This window comes from Sandarakinorhabdus glacialis, from assembly GCF_014643455.1.
GTDB classification, from domain to species: domain Bacteria; phylum Pseudomonadota; class Alphaproteobacteria; order Sphingomonadales; family Sphingomonadaceae; genus Sandarakinorhabdus; species Sandarakinorhabdus glacialis.
In genome coordinates this window covers 39,575-52,812 of record NZ_BMJM01000015.1, presented here as the reverse complement: position 1 = coordinate 52,812, position 13,238 = coordinate 39,575, and the positions used below count along the sequence as shown (strand labels likewise).

At 63.0% G+C, this 13,238-nt stretch carries 11 protein-coding genes and 1 pseudogene; 6 read left to right on the top strand and 6 right to left on the bottom strand.

Going from position 1 to position 13,238, the window contains the following annotated elements; all coding sequences use genetic code 11:
• Positions 1–218: 218 nt before the first annotated feature.
• Positions 219–863 carry a tyrosine-type recombinase/integrase gene (locus IEW98_RS14995; protein WP_243450808.1) on the bottom strand — a complete coding sequence of 215 codons (645 nt, stop codon included), beginning with the start codon at positions 861–863 and terminating at the stop codon, positions 219–221.
• A gap of 89 nt (positions 864–952) precedes the next feature.
• Here IEW98_RS14995 and IEW98_RS14990 point away from each other — a divergent pair, with 89 nt between their 5' ends.
• The 4 genes from IEW98_RS14990 to IEW98_RS14975 all read left to right on the top strand — a co-directional run bounded on the left by IEW98_RS14990 (position 953) and on the right by IEW98_RS14975 (position 4,098).
• Entirely contained in the window at positions 953–2,257 is a 1,305-nt protein-coding gene (locus IEW98_RS14990) for an NADH:flavin oxidoreductase/NADH oxidase family protein (protein ID WP_188764151.1), read from the top strand.
• Positions 2,258–2,487: 230 nt separating this feature from the next.
• Positions 2,488–2,664 carry a hypothetical protein gene (locus tag IEW98_RS16955; protein WP_207792592.1) on the top strand — a complete coding sequence of 59 codons (177 nt, stop codon included), beginning with the start codon at positions 2,488–2,490 and terminating at the stop codon, positions 2,662–2,664.
• Positions 2,664–3,617 carry an NAD(P)/FAD-dependent oxidoreductase gene (locus IEW98_RS14980; RefSeq protein ID WP_188764150.1) on the top strand — a complete coding sequence of 318 codons (954 nt, stop codon included), beginning with the start codon at positions 2,664–2,666 and terminating at the stop codon, positions 3,615–3,617. The genes IEW98_RS16955 and IEW98_RS14980 overlap by 1 nt, the downstream gene beginning before the upstream one ends.
• Before the next feature lie 94 nt (positions 3,618–3,711).
• The gene (locus IEW98_RS14975) at positions 3,712–4,098 is read left to right on the top strand and encodes a DUF4149 domain-containing protein (RefSeq protein ID WP_243450807.1); all 387 of its coding nucleotides are present in this window, start codon (positions 3,712–3,714) and stop codon (positions 4,096–4,098) included.
• Between the two features lie 368 nt (positions 4,099–4,466).
• On the opposite strand, the gene IEW98_RS14970 is transcribed toward IEW98_RS14975, so the two are convergent.
• Complete coding sequence (locus tag IEW98_RS14970; protein WP_188764148.1) at positions 4,467–5,894, bottom strand: amidase family protein; 1,428 nt, start codon at positions 5,892–5,894, stop codon at positions 4,467–4,469.
• Positions 5,895–6,012: 118 nt separating this feature from the next.
• Between IEW98_RS14970 and IEW98_RS14965 the strand changes: the two genes are divergently transcribed.
• Positions 6,013–7,023, top strand: coding sequence for an alpha/beta fold hydrolase (locus IEW98_RS14965; protein WP_188764146.1), 1,011 nt, complete (start codon positions 6,013–6,015; stop codon positions 7,021–7,023).
• 432 nt (positions 7,024–7,455) lie between these two features.
• Here IEW98_RS14965 and IEW98_RS14960 read toward each other — a convergent pair whose 3' ends face one another.
• The 4 genes and pseudogenes from IEW98_RS14960 to IEW98_RS14945 all read right to left on the bottom strand — a co-directional run bounded on the left by IEW98_RS14960 (position 7,456) and on the right by IEW98_RS14945 (position 11,762).
• A complete protein-coding gene (locus IEW98_RS14960) occupies positions 7,456–8,154 on the bottom strand; it encodes a peptidylprolyl isomerase (protein ID WP_188764144.1) in 699 nt (232 codons plus the stop codon).
• A gap of 602 nt (positions 8,155–8,756) precedes the next feature.
• Complete coding sequence (locus IEW98_RS14955) at positions 8,757–9,911, bottom strand: tyrosine-type recombinase/integrase (RefSeq protein ID WP_308785510.1); 1,155 nt, start codon at positions 9,909–9,911, stop codon at positions 8,757–8,759.
• 456 nt (positions 9,912–10,367) lie between these two features.
• Positions 10,368–10,799 (bottom strand): annotated as a pseudogene (locus IEW98_RS14950) (DUF4166 domain-containing protein); the annotation flags it as partial.
• Positions 10,800–10,955: 156 nt separating this feature from the next.
• A complete protein-coding gene (locus IEW98_RS14945; RefSeq protein ID WP_188764140.1) occupies positions 10,956–11,762 on the bottom strand; it encodes a zinc-ribbon domain-containing protein in 807 nt (268 codons plus the stop codon).
• 116 nt (positions 11,763–11,878) lie between these two features.
• On the opposite strand from IEW98_RS14945, the gene serS reads away from it, so the two are divergent.
• A complete protein-coding gene (serS, locus tag IEW98_RS14940) occupies positions 11,879–13,159 on the top strand; it encodes a serine--tRNA ligase (RefSeq protein ID WP_188764137.1) in 1,281 nt (426 codons plus the stop codon).
• Positions 13,160–13,238: the final 79 nt, after the last annotated feature.

Below are 13,238 nucleotides of genomic sequence, written 5' to 3'. Positions count from 1 at the left end.
CCATCGCACCGTCGCTAACATCAGTGCAAACACCAGTGCTTGCACCGGTGCTACCTCGCGGCACCCGTCAAACCAGGCAAGGCGGCCTTCACCGTAGGCGTACGCAGACGTCCAGCGGCCCTCAGATGAATGACCGCAAAGTCTCAGTTCCCGTCATCTGCAAACCCGTCAAGATGGAAATCAAGAAATCAAGCGTCAGGTTTGGATCACTAGTGCCGTCACAGCGCCAGTGTCCCTAGCGCCTCCGTCGCAGCATTGCTGGCGAGGTGCCCGTAATGCCGTTCGATCATCTCCGCACTTGTTCCAGAGATTTGCGCGATAGTCAGTAACGGCAACCCGGCGCTTACAAGGTCGGTTATGGTTGAATGCCGAAATGTATAGGCACTAGCTCCATGGGGCAGGCCGGCAAAGATGGCGGCATCGCCGATCGGCTTCTTCCAACTATTCCTGTCCCAAGCCTTGCCATTGTTGCGCATAAACAAGGGCGCTGTCGGCAGCTTGTTTGCAATCTGCGCCGTGAACAGCTTTCCGGCCTCGGCTGGCAACTGGATGCGCCGAGGTTTGCCATTTTTGTCTTTCCCTATGGTCAATTCAAACGTGCGCTTGTCAAAGTCAGCAGCAAGCAGCGCTGCCAATGCGCCGGGGCGTAAAGGCAATAGGCACATAGCGAGCGCAAACGGCGCTGCCTCGTCGTTAATGGTCCCCACCAGCGCCCTACGTTGTTCGCGATCCAGATACAGCGTGCGCCTGCCATCGGCGTTCCTGTGGGCTTGTAGCGCCTCCTGCCATGCTGCTTCGCTTTTAGGCGCGCCCGGCGAAAGCATCTTAGCGAGCGCCGCACGAAACACGGCCATAACTGTCATGCCGGCCCAGGCCATGCCTTTAACGGCTTGTTTCGCACGCGCCCTCGGTGCCAGTATGGCCTAAAACCTGACCTTGCGGAGCGTTGCACATGACCAAACCCTTGCCGACCCCAACGCTTAATATCGCCGACAGCCTTACCCTTCCGTGTGGGGCGGTTCTGCCCAATCGGTTGGCCAAGGCGGCGATGACCGAGGGGCTGGCTGATCCGCAAGGGCGCGCGACGGCAGAATTGGCGCGACTTTATGGCTTGTGGGCCGAAGGCGGCGCGGGCCTGCTGATCACCGGCAACGTGCAGATTGACCGCGACCACCTCGAACGGCCGGGCAATGTGATCATCGCGGGTGCGCAAGACGAAGCCGCGCGCACTGGCCTACGTGCGATGGCGCATGCGGGCACCCGCGCAGGCGGGCACATTTGGATGCAGATCAGCCATGCCGGGCGCCAGACGCAAGTCTCAGTCAACCCGCATCCCAAAGCGCCGTCAGCGATAGCCGTGGGTCTGCCAGGCAAGCAGTTTGGCCTGCCGGTAGCTCTGACAGATGCGGAAATACTAGATCTTATTGAACGCTTTGGCGTAGCCGCGGAAGTGGCGAAAGACACCGGCTATACAGGCGTACAAATCCACGCCGCGCACGGCTACTTGCTTTCGCAATTCCTCAGTCCCCGCGCCAACCAGCGCACCGACCAATGGGGCGGTAGCCTCGAAAACCGCGCGCGCATGCTGATGGCCATAGTCGCGCGGGTCCGGGCCGGGGTGGGGTCAGCGTTCCCTATCGGCGTAAAGCTCAATTCGGCCGATTTTCAAAAAGGCGGCTTTGCCTTTGAAGACAGCCTGATCGTGGCGGGCTGGTTGCAGACGGCGGGGGTCGATCTGCTTGAAATTTCAGGCGGGTCGTATGAACAGCCCGCGATGATGGACCATGCCGGTATGGAAGCCCCCGACGCACCCCTGCAAACGGCGTCGACCGCGACGCGCGAGGCCTATTTCGTCGATTTTGCCAAGACGATGCGCGCCTCGCTCACTATGCCGCTGATGGTTACCGGAGGCTTTCGCACCCGCCACGCGATGAATACTGCGCTGGCGCAAGGCGCGGCTGACGTCATTGGCCTTGGCCGCCCGCTTTGTGTCGATACGGCAGGCCCCGCCAAGTTGCTCTCGGGCGCGGACGCGCTTGACCGCTGGGAAAACACGCTGCGCCTCTTGCCGCCTTGGCTGGCGTTTCTTAGCGGGCTGAAAATGTCGCGCGCGCTCGAAGGCTTTGCCGTAGTATACTGGTATTACGCCCAGATTGATGCGGTGGCGCGCACCGGCAAAGCCAATATTGGGATTTCGCCGTTTTCCGCTCTGCTGACCATCCAGAGGTCGGGCAAAGTCTGGTTAAAGGCGCGATAAGTAGGTCCTGACCCAAGATATTATCGGAACATGCGAAACTCAGCCCGTGCCGTGCAGTTACAACGCCAGAGTCCCTAGCGCCTCTGTGGCAGCGCTACTGGCGAGTTGCCCGTAATGCCGTTCGATCATCTCCGCACTTATTCCAGAAATTTGCGCGATAGTCATCAACGGCAACCCGGCGCTTACTCGAATGCCGTATCTGGTCGTCACAAAGCTAGCTTTGTCTTGCGATGATCCTCGATCTGCATAGCCGCCGTGTCGTTGTTTGGGCGGTTAGTGACCGGATGAAGCAGGACCTTGCGATACAGGCGCAGGATATGGTCGCCAATGCGCCATGGCGCAAAACGAGCGTCACTGCGGCCATCGAGTGTCTAGATTCTGGGTCACAAGCAGGTCATGAGCAGTGATGGACTGCAAAATCACTATTGTCGGCGCCGGCATCACCGGGCTGGCCTGTGCCCAGCGCTTAGTTCGCGATGGATACACGCCGCTGGTGCTCGACAAGGGGCGGGGCATCGGCGGGCGCATAGCGACGCGGCGCGTCATGCTACCGGATGGTGCGATCGGTTTCGATCACGGTGCCCAGTATCTGACGGCGCGCGACCGGGCTTTTGCTGCGGCACTTCAGGGTCTTGGCTCTGCTTCCGCAGTTTGGTGTGATGGCGCGGCCGAACCGCACCTCGTCGGCGTACCCGGTATGTCGAGCCTGCCGCGCAGTCTGGCAAATGGTCTTGATGTCCAGCTGGGCAAGGAAGTCACCGCCATGCGGGCCGTGCAGGGTGGTTGGGAGCTGGATCTAAGCCAAATGCGCGTCCAGTCGCACCATCTGGTCATCACTGTGCCGGCCCCACAGGCCGCAGCACTTCTGGGCACTGACCATGCCCTGCACTCGCGCATCGCCAAGATCGCCATGGCGCCCTGCCTGACGCTGATGGCCGCCTTGCCGGGCGATGCGCCCCGACCCTTTGTTTCGCGCGTATCCGACGATCACCCGCTGGCCTGGATAGCCCAGAATAGCACCAAGCCCGGCCGGGCCGGCGTTTTCACGACATGGGTGGCGCAGGCTGGCGCAGAATGGAGCGAGCGGCATCTGGAAGAAACGCCCGAGATCATTGCCGCTCGAATGTTGCCGATGCTGGCGGAGGTCATTGGTGTTGCGCCGCAGTCGGCGGTGTATGCCTCTGCGCATCGCTGGCGCTATGCCCAAACGATTGCGCCGCTCGGCGCGCCGTTCCTATGCAGCAACGATGCGACATTATTTGTCGGCGGTGACTGGTGCCTTGGCGCACGTGTTGAGGCGGCCTGGCTAAGCGGCACCGCCATCGCCCAAGCTATCATCGATCAATCCCGCCGTCTCTAACGGTGCGCGCCGACGTGTCTGATGGCGGGCGGGAGGCCACTAGTGCATTGATCTGCATCGCCCGGCTTCGCCCTGCTCCCCGAAAGTTTCCAAGTTGATCGCCGCACTTCTTGTTACGTCGCTGCTGTTCGGCGGCATGGTACTGTATTCGTTTGGCTTCGCGGCTTTCCTGTTCGATGCCTTGCCGGCCGCAGTTGCCGGGCCCACCATTCGCCGCGCGTTTCCACATTTCTACCTGTTCGTCATCGGCACAGCTGCGTTGGCTGCGGTGCTTCTGTATCGGCCGGACGCGCTCGCTGCCGGGCTGATGCTGGTCATCGCTGCAACGACCTTACCTACCCGCCAGTTGCTCATGCCCGCCATCAACCGTGCGACCGACGCTGGAGCTAAATTGCAGTTCAGACTGTTGCACTGCCTGTCAGTCGTCATCACCCTGTCGCACATCGGCATCGCCGGCTTTGTGCTGTCACGGTTTCTCTGACGCGCAAGACTGACGATCAAACCCGCAGTATCGACGCGGTGCAGTTTTGTGAACAGTCCGAGCGACAGGGAAGCGGTATCCACAGAGTTGTGCGCCGTGGTAGTCAGGGCGGATTAAAAGCCTTTTCTGCCATTTGGCGCACAATCGCTGCGCTCGTGTCGCCTAGTTGCTGGGCCTGCCGCGGAAGCCGCTGAAACAGGCTGCACCGCGTGAGGACAGTGCGCAGCCGGCGCGTCGGCAGGACCCTTGTAACCGCACACGCAAATGGACAGCAAATGTTGACGTCGCTCAGGTCGCGCGCAAGGCTCGAGCCTTGCTCTGCGTCCGCGGACAAGAAACCGGGGCACTAGCCCATGCCAGATTGATAGTTAGCCGCGGAGTACCGGCGCCGGCAGCGGACCGAGCACCGCCTCCACCGCCATGCCAATTGCCAGTAGCCGGCGGTCGCCGCCCGCTGGTCCGTCGAGCTCGATTGCAACCGGCAGGCCGCCCGGCGTCAACCCGCACGGCAGCACAAGTCCCGGCAGGCCCAACGTGCTGCCCGGCGTTATGTTGCGGGCGATGGCGGTGGCGAAGGGCACCGACGTGCCACCGATATCGACATTGCCTACGTCCCCAACCGGCGTTGCCGCCACCATCGTCGCCGGCAGCAGCATGACGTCGATACGCTGGTCCGCGAACCAGGCCGCCATTGCCCGCTGCAGCGCCGGGCGTGCCGCGTCGCGGGCGGCGGCATAGACATCCTCGGTAATTGCCGCCGGCGCTCCGCGCAGCGCAACCTGGGCGAACACATCCGCCACATCGGCGCTGACCCCGGCAAACATCGCTTTGAAATCAACGGGCGCGCCCGAATCGGCGAGATAGCGCTCCAGCGCTGGCACCACATCGTGCACTTGAATCGCCATTGCTACCGGCACGACCCCGTCCAGCCCCGGCACCGGCGCCTCGACGATAACCGCCCCCGCAGCAGCAAGCCGAGTCAGCGCCGCTTCGACCAGCGCCGCCACTTCGGCATCGATGCCGGCAAAGAAGAAATTGCGATCGATGCCGATGCGCAGGCCTGAGAGTGTTGCCGGTTCGATCGGCGCCTCCTCACCGCTCACCACCGCATCGAACAGCGCGAGGTCGGCAACGCAGCGTGCGTGCGACCCGATCTGGTCGAACAGCGCGGTGATCGGCGCGGTGCCGTCGGTCGGGTAGCGGCCCGTCGTGGGACGAAAGCCTGTGATGCCGCACAGCGCCGCCGGCACACGTATCGAGCCTTGCGTATCCTCCGCCACCCCAAGCGGTGCCATCCGCGCCGCGATCGCCGCAGCGGTGCCGCCCGATGAACCGCCGGGGATGCGTGAGGGATCATAAGGATTGCGCACAGCACCAAATTCGAGATTGCTGCTGGTCCAGCCGAACGACAGTTCGTGGATATTGGTCTTGCCGAGCACGATCGCCCCTGCCGCCTTCAGCCGGGCGATGGTGGTGGCATCGCGCGCCGGAATCCAGCCGCGCAGCGCCCTGGTCCCCACCGTCGTTTGGATGCCGGCGGTGTTGACGCTGTCCTTCACCGGGATCGGTAGGCCGTGCAGTGGGCCCAACACGCCACCCGCCGCACGGTGCGCATCCGCCGTCCGCGCCGCCGTGCGCACCGCCTCGGGATCGAGCGTGATGAAGGCGTTGAGCCCGGCGCCCGCCGCGCAGCGCGCCAGCAGCGCCTCGGCATAGTCCAGCGCCGACATTTCGCCAGCCCGCATTGCCGCCACTGCTGCGGTTGCCGAAAGTTCGATCATCGCCGCTCTGTCCATCTGCTTTCCCCCTGCTAGAATGCGTTCCCTATCCCATCGCACCCTTGCGTGAAATCGCCACTTTCCGCCACACCCCGGCCGTGCAACATCGCGCCCTTCAACCGCTGCGAGGCCATCGATGCACCCCCAATATTACGAAGCCGGTGACACGCTGCTACAGTCGGGTACTGTCCTGCCCGGCGTCCGGCTCGCCTACGCCGTTCACGGCACGCTGAACGCCGCGCGGGACAATGGCATCGTCTACCCTAGCCATTATGCGGGCACCCATGATGACAATGCCTGGAACATCGGACCGGGCCGCGCGCTCGATCCCGAAAAATACTGCATCATTGTCCCCAACCTGCTCGGCAACGGCGTGTCCACTTCCCCCTCCTGTCCGCCGCCGGGTATGGCTTCGATGGATTTCCCGGCGGTTACCATGCTCGACAATATCCGGCTGCAGCACCGGCTTGTCACCGAAGTACTCGGCATCACCCGGCTTGCGTTGGTCACTGGCCATTCGATGGGGGCGCAACAGGCGTTCCATTGGGGCGCGCTCTATCCTGACATGGTCGAGCGCATCGCCCCCTTTTGCGGCTCTGCGCGTACGTCACGGCACAATTTCCTTTTCCTTGAGGGTATCAAGGCAGCACTTACCGCTGATGCCGCTTGGGCCGGCGGCCATTATGCGGCGCCGCCTGTCACGGGGCTGCGCGCCTTTGCCCGAGTCTATGCCGGCTGGGCCTGGTCGCAGGCTTGGTTCCGCGAACGGCTCGACATGCAGGTGCTCGGCCTGCCCTCGCTTGAAGCCTTTCTCACCCATGCTTGGGAGCCGCATTTCCTATCCAAGGACGCCAACGACCTGCTCGCGATGCTGTCTACCTGGCAAGGCGCCGACATCAGTGCCAACACGCACTATGACGGCGATTTCCATCAGGCGCTCGCCGCCATCAAGGCAAAGGCGATCGTCATGCCGTGCCGGACTGACCTGTATTTCCCGCCCGAGGACAGCGAAATCGAAGTGGCGCGTATGCCAGATGCAGAGCTGCGTATCATTCCCTCCATTTGGGGCCATATGGCCGGCGGCGGGCTGAACCCGGCGGATGCGACGTTCATCGACACAGCGCTGATCGACCTCCTGGCGCGGTGACAGCAGAGCGAGCGGTACGGGCCCGCGCTGGCGATTCCGAACGATATCTCAAACCCGCAACGCTCCGAAAATCTGGCACGCACGGGCTATTGGGGCGATCGGCCGCTTCCGACCCAAATTCGGTCGTTCGCCCGATCATCGCTGAATGACCGCTAGTGGTGGATTCCTGCCTGTCGGCTTTTGGATCAGCGACCCGAGAAGCTGACGTTCGACCGAGCATCGCGGGCGACGGCTGCCCGCCCATCTCGGGCGGTCGCATAGTGTTCGTGGCACCCGTGAGCGACGCTCGTTCAGCTAAAATTACTCAAGTGTGCTTTCGCCTTATTGCATACCTTGAGGGTTTGGCCGCGCGGGCGCCATTTACCCTGCCGGCGGCCATTGAGGGCGAGCTTCACCCACCTGCCTCGGCATGTTTGTCGCCAACTCCTATGGCTAATTCAAAGACCGAGCCGGCGGCAACATATCGCATATCGAAAGCCGAGGCCCGAACGTGCGACCCCGGGCTAAAGCGAACGTGCTATATTCCCGGCTTTTAACGTCCATGATCTCGAGCCGTGGCCGATCTGCCGCCAGTAGGTCGGCGGCGATGCGTACCCGAATCATCCGGTCCGGCTTTACTGGTGGTTCTCCGACAGCCAGTGCGTCGACCGCAGCCTGCCCAGCCAATACACGCCCAAATACGGTGTAGTCATGGTCGAGGCCTCTAGCGGAACCTCGCATGATGTAGATTTCGCTATTGGCCGTGTTCGGGTCTCTTTGACGACCCATCGCTACGATGCCGGTGCAATGCGCGACCCAAGCGGGCATGAATTGGTCGGTGCCTTTGGCCACGGGCAGGGACCCGATCGCTCCATCTGATCCGTCGTTTGTAGTGCGCACCCAGGTAACCTTGGTCGTGAGCGGATCGGGGACCCAGAACTCGGGCTTCAGGTCAGGCAGCTCGCTGCCGCCGCCGTCTTTGTTGTTCGGGTTGCCGGTTTGCACCAGGACGTTATCGATCACGCGATGAAACAGCAGTCCGTCGTAGGTGCCTTTTCGTGCCAACAGGCTGACGCGCTCCACTGCGCGGGGCGCCACGCGAGGCTCCATCTCAATCACAATGCGGCCGCGGTTGGTGTCAATTACAAGCAACTGGGCAGGGTCAGGTACTCGCCAACCTGTCGGTGCCGCACCGATTAGGAGGAGAAGAGGAAGAACACGCCACATGCGGTTGGCCTAACAGTACCCGCGAAGATGCACAACGGGCAGGCCTGCAGCCACCTGAAAGGTCAGACAGGCTCGGCGGTGATCTTGGAATGATGGGATGTGATCGACCCACAGGCCACTGTGCTGGCGGCGGCTATCCGGAGGGCCGTGATATTCCGCAAGGGCCGTAACGGGCTGAACACCGGCATTAATAATGGAGGGAATGCAGGCTTTTGGGAAAGCATTTACCGCGGTCATGGGTCGTGTCCCGGGACATGGTGTAGGTTCTGCCGGTAGCGTAGCTGACCGGACGCGCGCTCGTCACAAGCGCTGTAGCGGATGGTCGGCTACCGGCCAGCTCAGGTCGAAAAGCCATCGCTCAGCCGACGGCCGGTTTCAGGAAAGCGAAATTCTGCGCTGACCGACCGACATTGGGCGGAAGCCGACATTCAGCGGCCCCGCGAGGAACGGCAACGAAGTCCCAGTTCCCGTCCTCTGCAAACTTGTCGGGATGGGAACCAGCCGTCAGGTTTGGACCACTCGTGCAGTTACAGCGCCAGAGTCCCTAGCGCCTCTGTGGCAGCGCTACTGGCGAGGTGCCCGTAATGCCGTTCGATCATCTCCGCACTTGTTCCGGATATTTGCGCGATAGTCAGCAACGGCAACCCGGCGCTTACTAGGTCGGTTATGGTCGAATGCCGCAGCGTATAGGCACTGGCTCCACTGGGCAGGCCGGCGGAGATGACGGCAGCGCCGATCGGCAGCTTCCAGCTACTCTTGTCCCAAGCCTTGCCATTGTTCCGCATGAACAGGGGAGCTGTCGGCAACTTGTTCGCTATCTGCATCGTGAACAGCTTTGCCGCCTCGCCTGGCAACTGGATTCGCCGGGGCTTGCCCGTCTTGTCTTTCCCTATGGTCAATTCTGCAGTGCGCTTGTCGAAGTCACCAGCAAGTAGCGCCGCCAATGCGCCGGGGCGCAAGGGCAATAGGCACATGGCTCGCGCAAACGGCGCTGCCTCGTCGACAATGGCCCCCACAAGCGCCCTGCGTTGTTCGCGGTCCAGATACAATGTGCGCCTTCCATCGGCGTTCCTGTGGGCTTGTAGCGCCTCCTGCCATGCTGCTTCGCTGTTAGGCGCGCCCGGCGAAAGCACCTTGCCGAGCGCCGCACGAAAGACGGCCATATCCCGATTCACGGTAGAAAGCGCGCGCTGCCGAGTGCGCTTATCGCCAGCTTTGTTGCGCGTAACCAGCGCTGGTTGCGCCTCCAGCCGATCGCGCCATTCCTTCAGGTGCCGCCGCCGCACCTTGGCAAGCTTCACCTTAGCAACCGGGTCGCTGTAAACGTAGCGCCGAAACCGCTTTTCAGCTTCGGGGCGCGTCTTGGCATATTCCCGGCAAGCATCTGCAACGGTTTCGATCTTGGTGCGAACTTCGCCGCCTGCTTCGACCAGCACAGCCAGTGCCTCTGCGTCACGTTTCGCCGCTGCGAACATCTCATTGCCTGCCAAGGTACCGTAATCGCCAATTGACTTGACCCGATACTTGCCAGCGTCCTCGTCATAGGCACGCGCGATCCATGTTCCCTTGCCGCCGCGCTTGGACGGGCGAAAGCCCAGATAGCAGCCCGTCCGTAAGCGCTGCCAATACGGCTCCTGCTTCGCCTTCAGCTTTTCACGCTCGCCAACTTTACTCAGGTCCATTGCCAACCCTAACCACGTCCGTATGTAATGCGTATGAAATACAATGAGGGACAACGACGAATGGCGCAACACATTAAATGTTGAAACCAAAGACTTTCTTTGTTCACCAATGTATCTAGATGGCCCATTGCCCTGCACTCCGAAGGCAGGGGTCACAGGTTCGAATCCTGTCGGGTGCACCATTAAATCAAGTGTCTCAGAGTTTGCGGCCGGAGGCGTAGCGAGACCGGGCTTTTCTGCGTCGCCGATGCCAGCAGACGGGTATCCATGACATCAGTTTCGCCGCCGCGACGGGTGAGAGCATCGACGGCATTTGCGAGCCTGGATCGAACCTCGCATTTAGATCCGATATGCTGACATCACCGTTTCCGATGACGTCATGGCGGATCGAAGCTATCCGAGCGTTGATCCCTGAACGCTACATTCGAGCAGTTGGGCCCGGTTCGTTGATATTAGTCATTCAACCATCCCCAATGTCCCCCTGTAGGCGACAACCAGACCGATGACGGGGAGCACGATCGACACATCGAAGCAGAAGCGGCCGTCCTCTTCGCTCTCGAAGCTGTCGCCACGTGGGATCAGCACCGCCGGCATCGATAGTCCGAACAGCTTCCATCGCCTTGGTATCAGACGTAGTCGATCCCCCTCGACGACAAGCCCCAAGGCTATGCTTACCGCCTCAAATCGTTCGATCAGCAGATAATCTTCGCGGCCTCTTCCGGCACTGAGACTGGACGTGAAAGTTCGGCCGGCGAAACTGCGCGTCCAGCGTTCGCCATCGGCTGCCGGGGTGATCACGACCGTGATGGGCATAGCCGTGCCCGCTTCCGGAAAACGGAAGATCCATGCCACCAGTCTTGCGGCTAGGCCCGTTCCACGTCGCACGTCTGCCGCGCCGCGTCATCTGTGCTCGGTCGCCAAGGCATGAAGCTTTTGCACCTGCGAAGGGAGCGCAGCGAACGCGCTTCCGAAAGAAGCCAAAACAACCTGTCATCCCGGGCCTGGTCCGGGACTCAGTTTCTTCTCCGCGCCGCAAACCAACCCCTATCGCCCCGCCCTTACCGCCAACGTCGTCGCCCCAGCCGGAAACCCCGTCACATTGCTGGCAAACCCGACTTCGCCCCCCGGCGGCAGCGCCCGCGCCGGCACCGCAATCGTCCAGCGCAGCGCCGTCCCCTCCGGCCCCGACAGCGTCGCCAGCAGCGGCGGCACCACCGCCACCGTCTTGCCGTCGTTTCGCACGCTGCCCATCACCTCGAGCACCCGCTTGCCCGACGGCAACCGGTTGGTCTCGCCGCGCACCGAAACCACCAGGGCCGGCACCGGCGCCGTCCGCGACAGCAATTCCGCCGCCGCCGGCACCGCATTGACATCGAACGGCAGCGCCGCGGTATCGAACCCCGCAACACCGCCGAACTGCCCGATCCACAGTCCCGCCGCCGCGACCATCAACGCCGCCCCGGCAATCACCGCCGCCACCGTCTTCAGCACCCAGGGCGCGGCACGTGCCTCGAAAACCTCGGGCTCCGCCGCATCCTCGCTGTCGCGGACCGCCGCCCAGCTCGCCACCGGCGCCGCCGCGGCCTCGCCAACCAGCCCGTTTACCACCGATGACGCCGCCGCCGGCGTATCCCACCGCGCCCGCATCTGCTCCTGGACCGCGGCAAACGCCGCCTCCTCGTCATGCTCGGGCACCGGCGGTCTCGGCGCAACGACGGGTACCGGCGCCTCCACCTCGGCCTCTGGAACCCAGCGGTGATCGCACGCCGCACAGCGCAGGCGGCCGCCCTTGGCGATCGCTGCGTCCGACAACCGATAACGCGCGCCGCAGTTTGGACAGACAACGATCATGCCCGAATCTCTAGACCAGGACCCGGGCCGATTCTACTGCCTTGCGCCGGCTATTCGGTGCACCACCGAGGCAGCGGGAACTTGCCTATCCCGCCCCCCTCGGCGATAGCACCGCAATGCACGACATCAAGCGCATCCGCGAGAACCCCGCCGCCTTCGACATCGCCCTCGCCCGGCGCGGCGTCGCCGATGCCTCGGCCCCCATCCTCGCCGCCGACAGCAGCCTGCGCGCTATCCAGACCGAGCTTCAGGCCGCCCTCGCCCGCCGCAACGAGACCTCCCGCGCCATCGGCATCGCCAAGGCGCAAAAAGACAACGCCACCGCCGACGCGCTGTTGGCCGAAGTCGCGCTGCTCAAGGAAAATATCCCCGGCCTCGAAGCCGCCGAGCGCGAAGCCACCGCGGCGCTCGAACCCCTCCTCGCCATCCTCCCCAACATCGCCGCCGACGACGTCCCCGAAGGCGAGGACGAAACCGGCAACATCGTCGTCCACACCCACGGCACCCTCCCCGATTTCGATTTCGCCCCGCTCGAACATGACTTCGTCGCGGCAAAACTCGGCTACGATCCCGAAGCCGCCGCGAAAATCGCCGGCACGCGTTTCGCTGTCCTGCGCGGCCCCCTCGCGCGCCTCCACCGCGCGCTGGGCCAATACATGATCGACATCCAGACCGAGGAACACGGCTACAGCGAAACCGCCGTCCCCCTCCTCGTCCACGAACACGCCGCCTTCGGCACCGGCCAACTCCCCAAGTTCGAGGAAGACCTCTTCAAGACCACCGACGGCCGCTACCTCATTCCGACCGCCGAGGTTTCGCTGACCAACCTCGTCCGCGACCAGATCCTCGACGAGGAAAGCCTGCCGATCCGCCTGACCGCGCTGACCCCGTGCTTCCGCTCCGAAGCCGGCAGCGCCGGGCGCGACACCCGCGGCCTCATCCGCCAGCACCAGTTCGAAAAGGTCGAGCTCGTCGCCATAACTACCGCCGACCAGGCCGAAGCCGAACACGAGCGCATGACCCGCGCCGCCGAAACCATCCTCGAGCGCCTCGGGCTGCCGTATCGCCGGATGCTGCTCTGCACCGGCGACATGGGTTTCACGGCGCAGAAAACCTACGACCTCGAGGTCTGGCTCCCCGGCCAGGGCGCGTACCGCGAGATCAGCAGCATCTCCAACTGCGGCGACTTCCAGGGCCGCCGCATGGCCGCCCGCACCAGGAAACGCGGCGAAAAAGGCACGACAGGCTTCGTCCACACCTTGAACGGCTCCGGCCTCGCCGTCGGCCGCACGCTTGTGGCTGTCATCGAAAACTACCAGCAACCCGACGGCAGCGTCCGCATCCCGCAGGTCCTCCACAACTACATGGGCGGCATCACGGTCCTCACGCCGGCCTGACCTTACTTTAATTCGTCACCCCAACTCGCCACCCCAATTTTTAATCGTCACCCCGGCGAAGGCCGGGGCCCATCTCCCG

Bases quoted from the DNA above. Each gene is read 5' to 3' on its own strand.
- IEW98_RS14995 (WP_243450808.1), bottom strand. From the start codon at position 863: ATGACAGTTATGGCCGTGTTTCGTGCGGCGCTCGCTAAGATGCTTTCG.
- IEW98_RS14990 (WP_188764151.1), top strand. From the start codon at position 953: ATGACCAAACCCTTGCCGACCCCAACGCTTAATATCGCCGACAGCCTT.
- IEW98_RS16955 (WP_207792592.1), top strand. From the start codon at position 2,488: ATGATCCTCGATCTGCATAGCCGCCGTGTCGTTGTTTGGGCGGTTAGT.
- IEW98_RS14980 (WP_188764150.1), top strand. From the start codon at position 2,664: ATGGACTGCAAAATCACTATTGTCGGCGCCGGCATCACCGGGCTGGCC.
- IEW98_RS14970 (WP_188764148.1), bottom strand. From the start codon at position 5,894: ATGGACAGAGCGGCGATGATCGAACTTTCGGCAACCGCAGCAGTGGCG.
- IEW98_RS14965 (WP_188764146.1), top strand. From the start codon at position 6,013: ATGCACCCCCAATATTACGAAGCCGGTGACACGCTGCTACAGTCGGGT.
- IEW98_RS14955 (WP_308785510.1), bottom strand. From the start codon at position 9,911: ATGGACCTGAGTAAAGTTGGCGAGCGTGAAAAGCTGAAGGCGAAGCAG.
- IEW98_RS14945 (WP_188764140.1), bottom strand. From the start codon at position 11,762: ATGATCGTTGTCTGTCCAAACTGCGGCGCGCGTTATCGGTTGTCGGAC.
- serS (WP_188764137.1), top strand. From the start codon at position 11,879: ATGCACGACATCAAGCGCATCCGCGAGAACCCCGCCGCCTTCGACATC.